This is a genomic window from Geminocystis sp. CENA526, assembly GCF_050753365.1.
GTDB lineage: Bacteria > Cyanobacteriota > Cyanobacteriia > Cyanobacteriales > Cyanobacteriaceae > Geminocystis.
The window spans coordinates 19,728-33,529 of sequence record NZ_JBLZFY010000045.1 but is presented as its reverse complement, the minus strand read 5'-3'; the positions used below and the strand labels follow the sequence as shown (position 1 = coordinate 33,529).

The 13,802-nt window shown below is 31.3% G+C and carries 15 protein-coding genes; 10 read left to right on the top strand and 5 right to left on the bottom strand.

Annotated elements, in window-relative coordinates; translation table 11 throughout:
• Nucleotides 1–293: 293 nt before the first annotated feature.
• On the bottom strand, nucleotides 294–1,952 hold the full coding sequence (locus ACN4EE_RS12990) for an ABC1 kinase family protein (RefSeq protein WP_431706879.1): 1,659 nt from the start codon (nucleotides 1,950–1,952) through the stop codon (nucleotides 294–296).
• Complete coding sequence (locus ACN4EE_RS12985; RefSeq protein ID WP_431706878.1) at nucleotides 1,953–3,263, bottom strand: sensor histidine kinase; 1,311 nt, start codon at nucleotides 3,261–3,263, stop codon at nucleotides 1,953–1,955.
• Between the two features lie 315 nt (nucleotides 3,264–3,578).
• On the opposite strand from ACN4EE_RS12985, the gene ACN4EE_RS12980 reads away from it, so the two are divergent.
• From ACN4EE_RS12980 to ACN4EE_RS12970, 3 genes are read left to right on the top strand one after another with little or no spacing between them, the layout of a single operon-like run.
• The gene (locus ACN4EE_RS12980) at nucleotides 3,579–4,154 is read left to right on the top strand and encodes a DUF2808 domain-containing protein (protein WP_431706877.1); all 576 of its coding nucleotides are present in this window, start codon (nucleotides 3,579–3,581) and stop codon (nucleotides 4,152–4,154) included.
• Between the two features lie 17 nt (nucleotides 4,155–4,171).
• Nucleotides 4,172–4,750 (top strand): hypothetical protein, encoded by a 579-nt coding sequence (locus ACN4EE_RS12975; protein WP_431706876.1) that lies wholly within the window; start codon nucleotides 4,172–4,174, stop codon nucleotides 4,748–4,750.
• 8 nt (nucleotides 4,751–4,758) lie between these two features.
• The gene (locus ACN4EE_RS12970) at nucleotides 4,759–6,807 is read left to right on the top strand and encodes an AAA family ATPase (RefSeq protein ID WP_431706875.1); all 2,049 of its coding nucleotides are present in this window, start codon (nucleotides 4,759–4,761) and stop codon (nucleotides 6,805–6,807) included.
• Nucleotides 6,808–6,934: 127 nt separating this feature from the next.
• Here ACN4EE_RS12970 and ACN4EE_RS12965 read toward each other — a convergent pair whose 3' ends face one another.
• Nucleotides 6,935–7,255, bottom strand: coding sequence for a helix-turn-helix domain-containing transcriptional regulator (locus tag ACN4EE_RS12965; protein ID WP_431706874.1), 321 nt, complete (start codon nucleotides 7,253–7,255; stop codon nucleotides 6,935–6,937).
• The gene (locus ACN4EE_RS12960) at nucleotides 7,227–7,550 is read right to left on the bottom strand and encodes a type II toxin-antitoxin system RelE/ParE family toxin (protein WP_431706880.1); all 324 of its coding nucleotides are present in this window, start codon (nucleotides 7,548–7,550) and stop codon (nucleotides 7,227–7,229) included. Before ACN4EE_RS12960 ends, ACN4EE_RS12965 begins: the two co-directional genes overlap by 29 nt.
• A gap of 217 nt (nucleotides 7,551–7,767) precedes the next feature.
• On the opposite strand from ACN4EE_RS12960, the gene ACN4EE_RS12955 reads away from it, so the two are divergent.
• The 7 genes from ACN4EE_RS12955 to ACN4EE_RS12925 all read left to right on the top strand — a co-directional run bounded on the left by ACN4EE_RS12955 (nucleotide 7,768) and on the right by ACN4EE_RS12925 (nucleotide 12,991).
• Complete coding sequence (locus ACN4EE_RS12955) at nucleotides 7,768–7,914, top strand: hypothetical protein (RefSeq protein WP_431706873.1); 147 nt, start codon at nucleotides 7,768–7,770, stop codon at nucleotides 7,912–7,914.
• Nucleotides 7,915–8,071: 157 nt separating this feature from the next.
• Nucleotides 8,072–10,153, top strand: a complete 2,082-nt coding sequence (locus ACN4EE_RS12950) for a RecQ family ATP-dependent DNA helicase (RefSeq protein ID WP_431706872.1) — start codon at nucleotides 8,072–8,074, stop codon at nucleotides 10,151–10,153.
• Nucleotides 10,154–10,157: 4 nt separating this feature from the next.
• Entirely contained in the window at nucleotides 10,158–11,513 is a 1,356-nt protein-coding gene (locus tag ACN4EE_RS12945; protein WP_431706871.1) for a DNA-processing protein DprA, read from the top strand.
• Nucleotides 11,514–11,623: 110 nt separating this feature from the next.
• Nucleotides 11,624–11,764 (top strand): hypothetical protein, encoded by a 141-nt coding sequence (locus tag ACN4EE_RS12940; protein ID WP_431706870.1) that lies wholly within the window; start codon nucleotides 11,624–11,626, stop codon nucleotides 11,762–11,764.
• 160 nt (nucleotides 11,765–11,924) lie between these two features.
• Nucleotides 11,925–12,155 carry a type II toxin-antitoxin system VapB15 family antitoxin gene (gene vap15, locus ACN4EE_RS12935; protein WP_431706869.1) on the top strand — a complete coding sequence of 77 codons (231 nt, stop codon included), beginning with the start codon at nucleotides 11,925–11,927 and terminating at the stop codon, nucleotides 12,153–12,155.
• Nucleotides 12,133–12,555 (top strand): putative toxin-antitoxin system toxin component, PIN family, encoded by a 423-nt coding sequence (locus tag ACN4EE_RS12930; RefSeq protein ID WP_431706868.1) that lies wholly within the window; start codon nucleotides 12,133–12,135, stop codon nucleotides 12,553–12,555. Before vap15 ends, ACN4EE_RS12930 begins: the two co-directional genes overlap by 23 nt.
• A gap of 157 nt (nucleotides 12,556–12,712) precedes the next feature.
• Nucleotides 12,713–12,991 (top strand): DUF433 domain-containing protein, encoded by a 279-nt coding sequence (locus tag ACN4EE_RS12925; protein WP_431706867.1) that lies wholly within the window; start codon nucleotides 12,713–12,715, stop codon nucleotides 12,989–12,991.
• Nucleotides 12,992–13,194: 203 nt separating this feature from the next.
• Here the strand turns inward: ACN4EE_RS12925 and ACN4EE_RS12920 are convergent, their stop codons facing one another.
• A complete protein-coding gene (locus ACN4EE_RS12920) occupies nucleotides 13,195–13,659 on the bottom strand; it encodes a hypothetical protein (protein ID WP_431706866.1) in 465 nt (154 codons plus the stop codon).
• Nucleotides 13,660–13,802: the final 143 nt, after the last annotated feature.

Sequence of the window (13,802 nt, the reverse complement as noted above, 5' to 3'; positions counted from 1 at the left end):
ATTGGGAGCAGTGGCAGCGATGGTAGTAACGGATGAAGTTGCTAATTATGCTTATAGTCAAGGTTTATTTGTTATGACTCCATCAGGGGAAAATATGACTATTATTAATTCTAACGAGTTTCAACCGCAAGTTTGGTAAGTAGTTAGTTACATTGTGCATAAAATTTAGTATAGGAATGGGAATTTAATAACTTACTAAAGTTTATCGTCATTGCGAGGTCACGAAGCAATCTCTAACATCAAACTTGTCTATTTTATTTAATCTTCATTCCATAGAGAAAATTAAGACAATATTAGCGCATTTTTTCTGCTACACTCAAGGTAATCAACGATCGAACCAAAAAGAAGGTAAATAAGCCTGTCAGACCAAATAAAATGACCGAGAAAGAGTGATAAATAGTAGAAACAAGAAGGATGGCGTTCAGGAGAGAAAACCCCGTTAAACAGGCATAAATTAGGGCTTTGACGGCTAAATAAATACTCCGAGCGATTCTTTCCCCTTCCAAAGAACGAACCCGTAATTGTAATTCTCCATCTTCAAGTTTGCCTTGAAAATCCCTCACAGTGGTTTCTAAACGAGAAGGTTTTTGTAATCTTTGTTGAATTAAAATTCTACCTTGACGAGCAATCATCAATAATATATTATTAGGTGAAGTAGTTTGGGTAATCCGTCTAAAAAATGGCTGACTAGCAGAGAGTAAGCTATAGTTAGAGTCCAAAGTACGAGCGATACCGTCAAGGGTAGTTAAAGCCTTAATAATAAACGTCATCTGAGGCGGTAAACGAAAGGGTTGTTGCTCAAACATGATATAAATTTCCGCACTAATCTCCCGAAAAGCGTTAATATCCACAGGTTTATCCAAAAAGCGAGTTAACAAAAAACTGATTAACCTCTTTATCGCTGTCATATCCCCGACGGGTTCGATTAAACCCATATAAATTAAAGTATCTAACACTTGCTCTGTATCTTTGCGCAACATAGCGAAGAACGTTTGTACCATCTGTTCTCGTGCTAATCCCTTCACTTGTGCCATCGCCCCAAAGTCATAGAAAATGATTGAGCCGTCTGGATTTACAGCCATATTACCGGGGTGAGGATCGGATTGAAAAAAGCCGTCTTCTAATAGTTGTTTTAAATAGGTGCAAATTCCCAATTCAATTAAGGGTTTAATGGGGATTCCTTTTTCGATTAAGGTTTCTTTGTCATTGATTTTGATACCGGGTAAATATTCTAATGTGAGGACTGTTTTGGTTGTATATTCCCAATAAACTTTAGGCACAATAATTCGCTCATCATTTTGAAAGTTATATCTAAATAAATCGGCGTTTTCTCCCTCTTTGATATAGTCAATTTCTGCAAATAAAATTTCAAAAAATTCTTGATAAATTAATTTTAATTCATACTTTCTTATACGAGGTACAAATCGATCGAGAAAATTAATTAAACTTTTTAATACTTTAAAATCGAGGTTAAATAATTTTTCTAAACCTTGTCTTTGTACTTTAATAACAACTTTTTCTCCTGTTTTTAATTGCCCTCGATGGACTTGTCCTAAACTAGCAGCAGCAATGGGTACTCGTTCAAATTCATTAAAAATATTATCTAATTTATCTTTTAATTCTAACTCAATTACTCTAATGGCTTCCTCTGATAAAAAAGGAGGAACTCGATCTTGTAATTGACTAAATTCTTCTACATATTCTAAGGGAATTAAATCAGGACGTGTGGATAAAGCCTGTCCAATTTTAATAAAAGTTGGTCCTAATTTTATCAGTTTAACGGTTAACCATCTCGCTCTTTTGTGATGTTGAGAGGGAGAGTTTTTACCCCTAAGAAAATCTAGTAAAATTAATACCGCAAATTGTAAAAAAGTTAGGACAATATCCCATTGACGTTGTAAGGGAGAATAATGGTGATAATCCCATGATAAATTAGAAGGTAAAGCTCTCATTCATTCCATTGGAAACTTAAGGGTAAAAGTGTTTTTGTACAAGTTATTATATTCGATAAAAATACTAGAAACAGTAATAGTACCGTTTAAATGTTGTACTAAAGATTTAATCAAAGCTAATCCTAACCCCGTGCCACTATTGGTAACATTCGCTACAGACTTACCTTGATAAAATGGTTGAAAAATCAAGGTTTGTTCTTCCGGTTCGATCGTACATCCATAATTACTAATTTCAATAATATTATCAGACTTTTGGTTATAAATTTGTAAAGTAATATCGGTTTGGGGGGCAGAAAATTTAGTTGCATTGCGCAGTAACTCTTTTAAAATGAGAGTGATACTATTTAAGTCAGTATAAAGATAATCCTGTTTCTTTTCAATAATTAAATGGATTGTTTGATAATGTAACTCTTGAGAGAAAGAATTATATAAGTCATCTAATAAGGGTTGTAAATATATTTTTTGAGATTCAATGGTTAATTTATTCGACTCTAATTCTTGTAAAGTTAAAAGATTACTCACTAAATTAATTTCTTTTTCGCATTCATCTTCGATAATGTTTAAATAACGAATAATAGCATCATTTTTATTGATTAATTTTAGCATTTTTATCCCCATTTTCATATTAGATAAAGGGGTTTTTAAGGCATCACTTAAACTAGCAATAAATTCATCTTTAATCTTATTTAAACGCTTCAATTCTTGAATATACTCTCGCATTTTTTGTCCTAATTTAGCTTGTACATCAAGACTTACTTGTAGTTGACTTGTTCTTTCATCGACTAAGGATTGAACTTTAGCGACAGTTTGTTGATTAATGATAGCTGTCGTAACTTGTTTTGCCATCCATTTTCCTGTTTCTATATCCCCTATATGCCATCGTCTAGGTTGATAGTTTTCCATGACTAATAATCCTAATATCAATGGTTTATAATTGCTAATATTTCTTTGATGAGTTAAGGGAATAATAAGTAATGATTCTATTTTTTCTAAATCAAAAATTTCGTTAATATCGTAATCAAGTTTGAGATTATTTAATTGTTTTTTACTGCTAATTTTGATAATTTCTGGGGCTTTTTGCCAACCGTAATAAGTAAGAGGAGATTCTGATAGTCGATAGGTAATAATGTTATTTTCGGTAATATTTAAAGAATTTAATTGCCAATCATAAACTTTTTCTACATTGGCATTTTGCTTAGATATATCATCAGACAATAAAAAACTATCATACTTAAACCTTAATACAAAGATTCGATCGAGCTTAAGTATTTGAGCGGTATTAGCAATATCACTATCAAAAATATCATCCATTCTTTTCTTCTTGTGGAAACAAAAGCTACGTTTTATTATATGCCAATAAACTATTAATGATTAAATTTTAAGTAAAAAGTAACAATCTCGATCGATCGACTTTATAATAAGGAAACAAAAGAGGAAAGAATTATTTTTTAGAATTTAATAATTCTACTTGTTTATTGAACGTAGTTGAAATACATCAACCATAAAAATTAACATCAATATATTTTAGCTTAGTTAAAATGTTCGATAAATTGAACTGTCAATTTTAAAATTTTCTGTAAGATAATATTAGTTATAATGTAAACTTTTTATGTCTATTGAAATTAAATGATTAACAATACTATTAAATATAAATATTATAAATTTTTATTATTTTTATTTACTTACTTTTTTTGTGAAATTATCCCCTTAAATTATTTCCAAAAATCAATATTTACAACAGTTTTAGCTCAAGAAATTAGTTTTTTTAGATATTCTCCTCGCTTAGTTCGATCGAACGCTACCTTTAAAATGCCTGATGTAATTTCCACTTATATTTTTGAGATAGAAATACCTGAAAATGCTGACAATAATCTCAGGAAAGTAGTTATTAATCAACAGATAAATTTAGAAACTATTACCTTTTTTCCTGAAGATAGTAAGGCTTTTATTATTAACGGAAAAGAAAGAGAGATTGAGGCTAATTTTACGCTAAATACAGAGGGAAAAAATGAAATAACAGTCAACTTATTACAACCAGTAAAAGCTGGAGAAAAACTGAAATTAGCCATTAAAGCGCGTAACCCTCTTTATAGTGGCATTTATCAATTTGGTGTCACGGTTTATCCCGAAGGCAACAACCCCCGAAGTTTGTATTTAGGCAACGCCAGATTTTCTTTTGATATGCGCGGAGGGCGGTTTTAGAGGATTATAATCAAAAAATGGCGGAATGCAGAAAATATAAACAAGTACAGAATTTTTGTAATTATGGGAGGAAAATTATTGAATCAGCAATTGTAATTTTTTTTGAGCAAGAGTGTAAAAGAATTAAGAGTAATAATAGTAACTTTTTAAATGCTTATAATCAAGTTAAGACATTTTATGACAGTAATAAATGGGAACTACCTCAAATATATGTGGAAGGTAAAAATATAGATATTAAGTCATCTAATTATCTTTTCTTTGAGGATATATATGTTTCTATAGAAGCAATTGACTCTATTTTAAAAACTAATTTTCCAGCTTCATTAGACATACTTTGTGGAACAATTAATCCTAATTTTATGTTGACTAAATCTATTTTAAGAACTAACTATTTTATTATAAAAGATATGCACTCATTAAGAAATATAGAAGATCATGGAAGTTCAATTTCGCTTGAAGAAAGACTAAAAAAATTGAAACCATCTGCTAGGAAGCTATATTATGAACCTGAAATTTTCGACAAATTAACAATTTCAATAAAATGGTTTATGCAAGAAATCTATAAAAGAGTTTGTCAATTGTCAAATCAATCTTAACTTTTAATATGTCTATTACTTCACACATTTTAATCGGTTGTCCAAGTAGCGGAAAATCAACTCTAGCTAATCATATTATTCAACAAGATTCTAATTATCAAATTGTCTCCACAGATAACATTAGAAAACAACTTTTTGGAGATGAAAAAATACAAGGAGATTGGCAGTTAATTGAAACAGAAATATTTAAACAAATTGACAGTTATATTCAAGCAGGAAAACCCATTATTTATGATGCTACTAACGCTAAAAGATGGTGGAGAATTTCTCTCCTGAAACAGTTAGCTAAATATAACGATATTAACTGGATTGGTTGGTATTTAAAAACTCCTTTAAATCTTTGTTTAGAATGGAATCAAAAGCGCGATCGAACAGTGCCAGATGATGTTATAACTAATTTATATCAATCTTTAAGAAATTTTCCGCCCCTTCCTGCGGAGGGTTTTTTAGCGGTTTATGAGATACCTTTTCGAGATGGTAAATTAGAAGTTAATCAATTTAATCATCAACTGTCAAAATTACATCGAGTGCAAGTTAATCGTCACAATCGCACTGCTCATAGTAAAGTAAAATTTCATCCTTATTCAAGATTACTAGATTTCGATCGACTTTTGCACCTCATCAGCTTAATTATTAAATATCCTAATCTCGGTAATTTATCACAATCTAACCCCGAATTAATTAGAGAAATTTTTGGAGAAGATATTAAATTTGATAGTCAAATAGAAGAAATTTCAGCAATTATTGCTAGAAAAATTAGCCCTATTTATGCACAAACTGAAGCCATCAAAAAAGATTTACTTTGGTTAGAAAATATTGGTATTATTGGCAGTAAATTTAATCAAAAAATAGAAATAGAGAGAGTCGAAATTGAGGATTTAGTGACTCATCCTTACTCAGATATTGAAGCCTTTGGGCGATTAATTAAAACCATTAATTTTATTATTCATCATCCCTTTACATGGAATAAACAAGAAGGATGTTTACAAAGTTTAGTTAATGCTATGATCTCTCAAGGAATTATTAACTTTAACTGTGCTGACAGTATTCGTAAAGATATAGAAAAAGTTTTAAAACCCTTTGGAATTTTACCAGATTTTACCATGAAAAAAGGCTATTTTATTGGCACGGGAATCTTATCTGAGAATGAATTAATTAAACTATTTAGACTGTTAGAAGCCCAAGCAAAAAGTATCTCCAAACCTTTAGATTTATCTGTATATGAAATCTTAAAAGAACGTTTACAGAATGCCCAGATTGCTCAACCAGAAATTTATCCTGTGAGAGCAATTTATAATAAAAATATTGTCGATTTAGAAAGTCTTAATGATAATGCTTTAGCTAACAGAATTGATGAAGTTGAAAGGTCGATCGAACAGGGAGAATTATTAGAATTAAATCGCTTTATAGGTAGTGGTAAATTTACCCAAGAAGCGGAAGAAAAAAACGTCAATGAAGGATATTTTTTAGCTTATCCAGTGCAAATAGTATTTCATAATATCGGTTGGTATTTAGGCTATGAATGCTTTAAAGGTAAGGATGATGGTTTATTTAAGTTCGATCGATTAGACAGGTTATTTTTAGGCAGAAAACAACATCAATCACGAGATGAAAAGCAACAAATAAATTCCTTAAATAAATTGCAAAAATTATATCAAGCTAGTGGCGGAATCTTTCTTGGTAATAATGTCAAATTGCAAAGACAATATCTCGATCGAAAACAAAAAAGTAAAGCAGAAATAACTATAGAATTATGGTTTAATGACTATACTTTTAAGTTTATCAGTGAAGGCACAAATCGCTTCCCTTTACAACAAATGAAAATGTCCCCCCGTCTTCATAAAAATAGTGAGACAAATCCCCCTTTTACTCTCAAAAAAACGGGAGATAAAAACTTTCGTAATCGTTTTCAAGTAAAATTACCATTATGGTCATTAGAAGACATTGATTTATTACGATGGATTGTCGGTTTTGGTGGGCAAGTTAAGGTAATTAATCCCCCTGAATTAGTGAATAAAGTTAAACAAATAGGAGAGGCTATTGCTCTTTTATATTAAAGTTTAATTAATTCTTCTTGTAAAGATTCAGGCATTTTTCCCAAAGTTTCTAATATTTTAGTTTCAATATTTATCATAGTTTTTTATTTATAAAAGTGTTTTTTTATAGTCAATTAATCTTCTATTCTTAATTATTATTTTTGACGTTAACAGAAAGTGATAATCCTAACTCTTTTAATAAATCTAAAAAAGTAAAAATTTCATCCCCATTAGTATAATCAAAACCTTTATATAACTTATGATAATTATCAATAGCTAACTCTGAAATATTATTGATTTTTTTATGAGCTTCGATCGCATTCTCTAATACTTTTAATAATAATTTAGGTTCGCAATTTTCTTCTTCTAAAACTGTTTCAATATAAGATGCTATTTCTTCAGAATCACAAAGAGATTCAATTAAAAAATCATGGTAATTTCTAGTTGTTAAACTTTCTGCGGTTTTCATAATCTTTCCAATATTTTTTAGCTTGATTAATGTCTTGTTGTTGTGTACTTTTATCTCCTCCACAAAGTAGTAAGATAATCGTTAAATTTTCTCGTCCATAATAAATACGATAACCACCTCCATAATCAATTCTAAGCTCAAAAATACCATCCCCAAGAGTTTTGTAATCTCCCAAGTTTTCTAGTTGAACACGATCTAATCTTAACCTAATTTTTTGTTTTGCTTTTCTATCTTTAAGAGAATTAAACCATTTTTCAAAAGGACTTTGACCATTTTCTGTTAGATAGTTAACAATTTGTATTATAGATAAATTATAATGACAAGATTTACTCTTTCATTGTACCCTAATATCATCTCTATATCATAAGTTCGTAGTAAGGACAGAGAGGCTTTATTAACGACTAAAGTCGTCACTACAAACTAACCTAATCTCATCTTCTTGGCTTTTATTTAGCCATATTTTTATATTTTTTTTGCTACCATGAATCTTAGTCTGTCAACATCAAAAGTTTATGTACACCACAGAAGTAATTAAAATTTCCGTTACTCCTCAAGTAGCGAAAGCCTATCAATCCGCCACCGAAAAAAAACAACATCTAAGTTCGATCGAATCTCCCTATTTTGACGTTAAAGATAAGATTGATTTTAAGCTAAAATAATGGACGAAAACACTTGATCGAACTATATCCAGAGGCTTAACTCCTGAAATTTTGGCAGTATAATTCTTATTGTCCTTATTCGCATCAAATCATAGATAATGTCGCAAATGTCGAGATATGATAAACATAATGATTAAAAGTTAATGCTCAAATACCAATGCAAGAAATAGCACTATCTCTACTCCGTAAAGCCCTTAATAATCCTAATGCCCAATTTCGTGAAGGACAATGGGAAGCAATTACTAAATTAATCAAGACAAAATCACGTTTATTAGTAGTACAGCGTACAGGTTGGGGAAAAAGTTTAGTTTATTTCCTCTCTACTAAATTACTACGAAATCAGGGAGCTGGAGTAACGTTATTAATCTCTCCATTATTAGCTTTAATGCGCAATCAAATTGAAGCCGCCCAAAGAATGGGAGTAAAAGCCACAACCATTAATTCGACTAATTTTGATGAATGGAAGAAAATAGAACAGAAATTATTAGCTGATGAGATAGATATTTTATTAATTTCCCCTGAAAGACTCGCAAATGAAGAATTTAGGAATAATATTTTAATACCTCTATCTCGAAAAATCGGGTTATTTGTGGTAGATGAAGCTCATTGTATTTCTGATTGGGGGCATGATTTTCGCCCAGATTATCGCCGTATCGTGAGGATTTTACAAGCCTTACCCCCCACTATTCCCATTTTAGCAACCACAGCCACCGCTAATAATCGAGTTATAGATGATATAAAAGCTCAATTAGGCTCTAGTTTAGAAATTATTCGAGGAAATTTAACTCGTAAAAGTTTACAATTACAAAATTTTCAACTTCATAACCCTGCTGAACGAATGGCATGGTTAGCCGAAAATTTACCCAAAATAAAAGGTAGTGGAATTATTTATACTTTAACTGTTAGGGATGCTGAAAACGTTGCTAATTGGTTAGTAAGTCAAAACATTAATGCTCAATATTATCACTCTCAATTAGAAAACAATGTAAGAGAAACTTTAGAAAATCAGTTATTGAATAATGAAATTAAAGCCTTAGTTGCCACTACTGCCCTAGGTATGGGTTTTGATAAACCTGATTTAGCTTTTGTTATTCATTATCAACGCCCTAGCTCAGTAGTACATTATTATCAGCAAGTTGGGAGGGCTGGTAGAGCAGTATCACAAGCCTACGGAATATTACTTGGTGGTGAGGAAGATGATGAGATAGCAAATTTTTTTATTGAAAATGCCTTTCCTCCTATTGCTCATACTCAATTAGTTTTAGATACTTTAAATCAAGCTAGTAATGGCTTATCTGTATATGAGTTACAAGAAAAAATAAATTTATCTCATGGGAAAATTGACAAAGTGTTGAAACTGTTGACGTTAGACTCTCCCTCACCCATTACGAAACAGGGTTCTAAATGGTATGCTACTCCTGTTAATTATTACATTGATACTCAGAAAATAGAACTTTTAAAGCAAATTCGTTATCAAGAGCAAAAACAAATGCAAGACTATATGAATAGTCAAAGTTGTTTGATGTTTTTCCTTGCGTCTGCTTTAGATGATCAAAATCCTAGTTTCTGCGGTAAATGTAGCTTATGTTTAAATCAGGATTTATTACCCATTAACTATTCCCCGTTACTTTTGAGTGAAGCACTTAAATATCTTCGCCGTACCGATTATAAAATTGAACCTCGTAAGAGATGGGCTTTGGCAGGAGCTTTTCCTCAGTATGGCTTTTCTGGTAATATTAAAACTGATTTACAAGCGGAGGAAGGTAGAGCGTTATGTTTGTGGGGAGATGCTGGTTGGGGTAGCTTAGTTAAAGATGGAAAATACAAAACGGGTTATTTTGATGAACAATTAGTGGATGCTACAGTAGAAATGATTAAACGTTGGCAACCAAAACCATTACCTGGCTGGATAACTTGTGTACCTTCTTTAAAACGAACGGAATTAGTACCCAATTTTGCTCAAAGAGTGGCGGATAAATTGGGGATTCCTTTTTTGCCAGTGGTATCGAAAGTTAAACAAAATCCTCCCCAAAAAACCATGAATAATAGCTATCAACAAGCTCGTAATTTAGATGGTGTTTTTGTCATAGACCAAGATAAAATTAGAAATGATGCAGTATTTTTGATTGATGATTTTATCGATTCAGGTTGGACTTTTACTGTTGTTAGTGCCTTATTAAGAAAAAATGGTTCTGGGCAAGTTTTTCCTTTAGCTTTGGCGTTAAATTCCTTAAAATAAATTTATGATGATTCAATCTAATACTCACATTCTTAGTCCTAATACTCAAGCAATTCTGTTGCTTTGTTCTCGTTTAGAGCAACAATATAATGATGAACCAAAACCTCTCAATATTAGTGAATATAATACGATCGCATCTTGGTTAAAAGAAGAAGGTTTAACTCCAGCGGATTTACTAGATCATACTTTACAAGCAAGATTATCAAACATCACAATTGACAAGTTAGACTCTGAGAGACTGTTAACATTAATACAAAGGGGAATGATGCTTAGTTTATCGGCGGAGAAATGGACGAATCAAGGATTATGGGTAATTGCAAGAAGCGAGGCTAAATATCCTCAATATCTCAAGAAAAATCTTGGTATTCAAGCACCGCCAATTATTTATGGTGTGGGTAATCAAACATTGTTGAAGCGTGGGGGATTAGCCATCGTTGGTTCAAGGGATATTGATGAAGAAGCGATCGAATATACTCAAAGAATAGTGACATTATGCGCCCAACAACAAATGCAAATAGTATCAGGAGGTGCAAAAGGGGTTGATCAAGTTTCGATGTTGGGATGTTTACAAGAGGGAGGAAGTGCGATCGGGGTTTTAGCTGATAGCCTAATTAAAGCATCTGTGTCGTCTAAATATCGAGAGGCAATCAAACAAGGTAGATTAACCTTGATTTCGGCTTATCATCCTGACGCTGGTTTTTCTGTGGGCAATGCTATGGGGCGTAACAAGTATATTTATGGTTTAGCGGATTATGCTTTAATTATTAGTTCATCTGTAGGAAAAGGAGGTACTTGGGCAGGTGCAGTGGAAGCATTAGAGAAAATTAAGACTATTCCCGTGCTTGTGCGTAATGAGGGGAATGTGCCTTCAGGTAATTTAAAATTATTAGAAAAAGGTGCGATCGCATTTCCAGAATCCCCATGGATGAAGGATTTATCAGACTTATTACCAGAATATATAGAAAACTATCAAGCTAATCATCAAAATGAAATTTCTGATTCGCAACCTCTTTTATTGTCATTATTAGAATATAGTAATAACATCATTAATTCCGATGGTAAAAATTCCGTGGCGGAATCTCGAACTAATGAACAAAAAAATCCTTTAATAACTGATGTAGAAAGTCCAAATTCACAGCAGGATGATAATTATAATGATTATATTCCTAACACTATTTATGAAGTGGTTTTACCGTTAATTTTAGATAAATTAAAAAACCCAAAAACCCATAAAGATTTAGCTAAAGAATTAGATGTACAAGTTAATCAAATTCAAAAATGGTTAAACATAGCACTAAAAGAAAAAAAGATAATCAAACATAAAAATCCTGTGACTTATGAAATTAATTTACAGAAATGATGTCTGTATTTCATCTTCTTGGCTTTTATTTAGGGTTTGCTGAAAAAGTATTTTGATGAGGGGAGACTAGGAGACTAGGAGAAATACCTGAAAATCAACGTTTTAAGATTTTGTATTTAATTAAAATTTCCGTTACTCCTCAAGTAGCGAAAGCCTATCAGTCAGCTACTGAAAAAGAAAAACAACGTCTAAGTTCGATCGAATCTCCCTATTTTAATGGCAAAAATACGATTGATTTTAAGCTAAAATAATGAACGAAATCACTCGATAGCATTATTTCCAGAGGTTTAACTCCTGAAATTCTAGCAGATATTCTTAATTGACTATCTTAATTTAACAAAAATAAAAAAATATAGTTTATAATTAATAAAAATATTTAACATTCATTTATTCAGTCTTATTGTTAATAATATGCCTCAGTTATCATTAAAATTGGAATTTGAGCAAGTATTAGAATTAGTACAACAGTTATCTCCAGAAGAAAAAACTAAGTTAAGTGAAGCCTTAGAAAAAGATACTTTAAATCAAAAATTAACTAATTTTTTAACAGCATTTAAAAATGATGAAATTTCTCTCGACATAATTAATGAAGAAGTGGAAACAGTAAGAGCAGAAATTTATGAAAAACAACAAACCTTGTAAGGTAATTATAGATACTAACCTTTGGATTAGCTTTTTAATTGGAAAGCAATTAAGCAGTTTAAAAAATTTATTAGTTAACAAAACTATTCAACCTATTTTTTCCTCTCAACTGTTGGAAGAAATTAATATTGTCACCAAAAGACCAAAATTACAAAAATATTTTTCTCCTGTAAAAGTCGCAGAGTTAATTGATTTTTTGCAAGTTATTGGGTTAGTTATTGAAGTAAAATCAACTGTTAATATTTGTCGAGATTTAAAAGATAATTATTTATTAGCTTTGGCAAAAGATAGTAATGCAGATTATCTAATTACAGGAGATTTAGATTTATTAATTATTAAAGAGTTTGAGAAAACAAAAATTATAACTTATCAAGATTTTTATAGCCTTTTTTCTGAATAAACTACCCTAATATTATTTTAAAAATAAGTTCGATCGAGCTATGCTACTATGCGACCAAAGTACGTTTTTTAGAATTAAAGTAGTCACTACAAACAAAAAATCCCTTTTTTAAGGCTAAAAATGTTAACCTTAAAATTAAATTAATTTTTCAACAAAAATGTTACAAACAACACAACATCGTTATATTGTTTCTGATTCATCAATTCTTAACGGTGAATCTATTATTGACGGTACTCGTACCCCAGTAAGAGCGATCGTCGAAACATGGCGAATGGGAGTAACTCCCGAAGAAATCCCGAAAGGAATGCCCCATTTAACACTAAGTCAGGTATTTTCCGCCCTTGCTTATTACAGTGAATTTACAGAAGAAATTAATCACTATATTGAATTAAACCACATTCCAGACCATTTAATCGATCGCCTAGTTAAAGATTAAACGATGAATCACCTCTTTATTGAACTTTATTTAGATGAGGATATTAAGTGAGTAGGCAAAATTAATTGTATGTTTACTTTATGAAAGGCAAAAGGCAAGAGGCAAAAAAGATGTAGGTTATTTTAATTAATTTTAAAATTCACAATCTATTTTGCATGAGTACTTAACTAAAAAGAGGAGGCAAAACCTCCCCTTGATTCAGTTTACAAAATGATCAAACGACAACTAGAATAGTTTGGTGATTCGTCAATCTCACGGTAGAGAATATCAATCCATTCTTCTTTTGTTTGAGGAAAGTCTTTCCATTTCACCAAGAAAACCCAGTATTGTTCGATATTTAAAGCCTCTCGGAGTAAACTACCTTCTTGACTTTTCAGAGAAAAAACGAGGTTTCGGGCATTTTTTTCCTTGTCTAATAAGGAAACGCCCACACGAATCGATTTACCTTCGTTATCTTCTAAGAGAATAACCGCATCAATACCGAGAATTTCCCATAGAGTTGCACTATCGGTTAAATCCGATCGCATTTTAACGGCTCGATCGAACTTTTTGGGATAAAGTTGTTTAATAACGGTGAGTAAATATTCTTCGGTTAAATCTTTTGCATTGAAATTTAATACTCGAAGTTGAGAAGCGATGGCACGAAATCTTAAACGTAAACCTAACATGGAATTAACCTCCTTTTGTTTTAGACACTAGAATCCCCTGATTGGAGAATCTAGGTTTACAAAAGTATTAAGGTCAAAACACGGTTAGGTTTAACATTTGATTTATTAATTACAAAAAATTGCTGTCTCCATAGTATAACAAA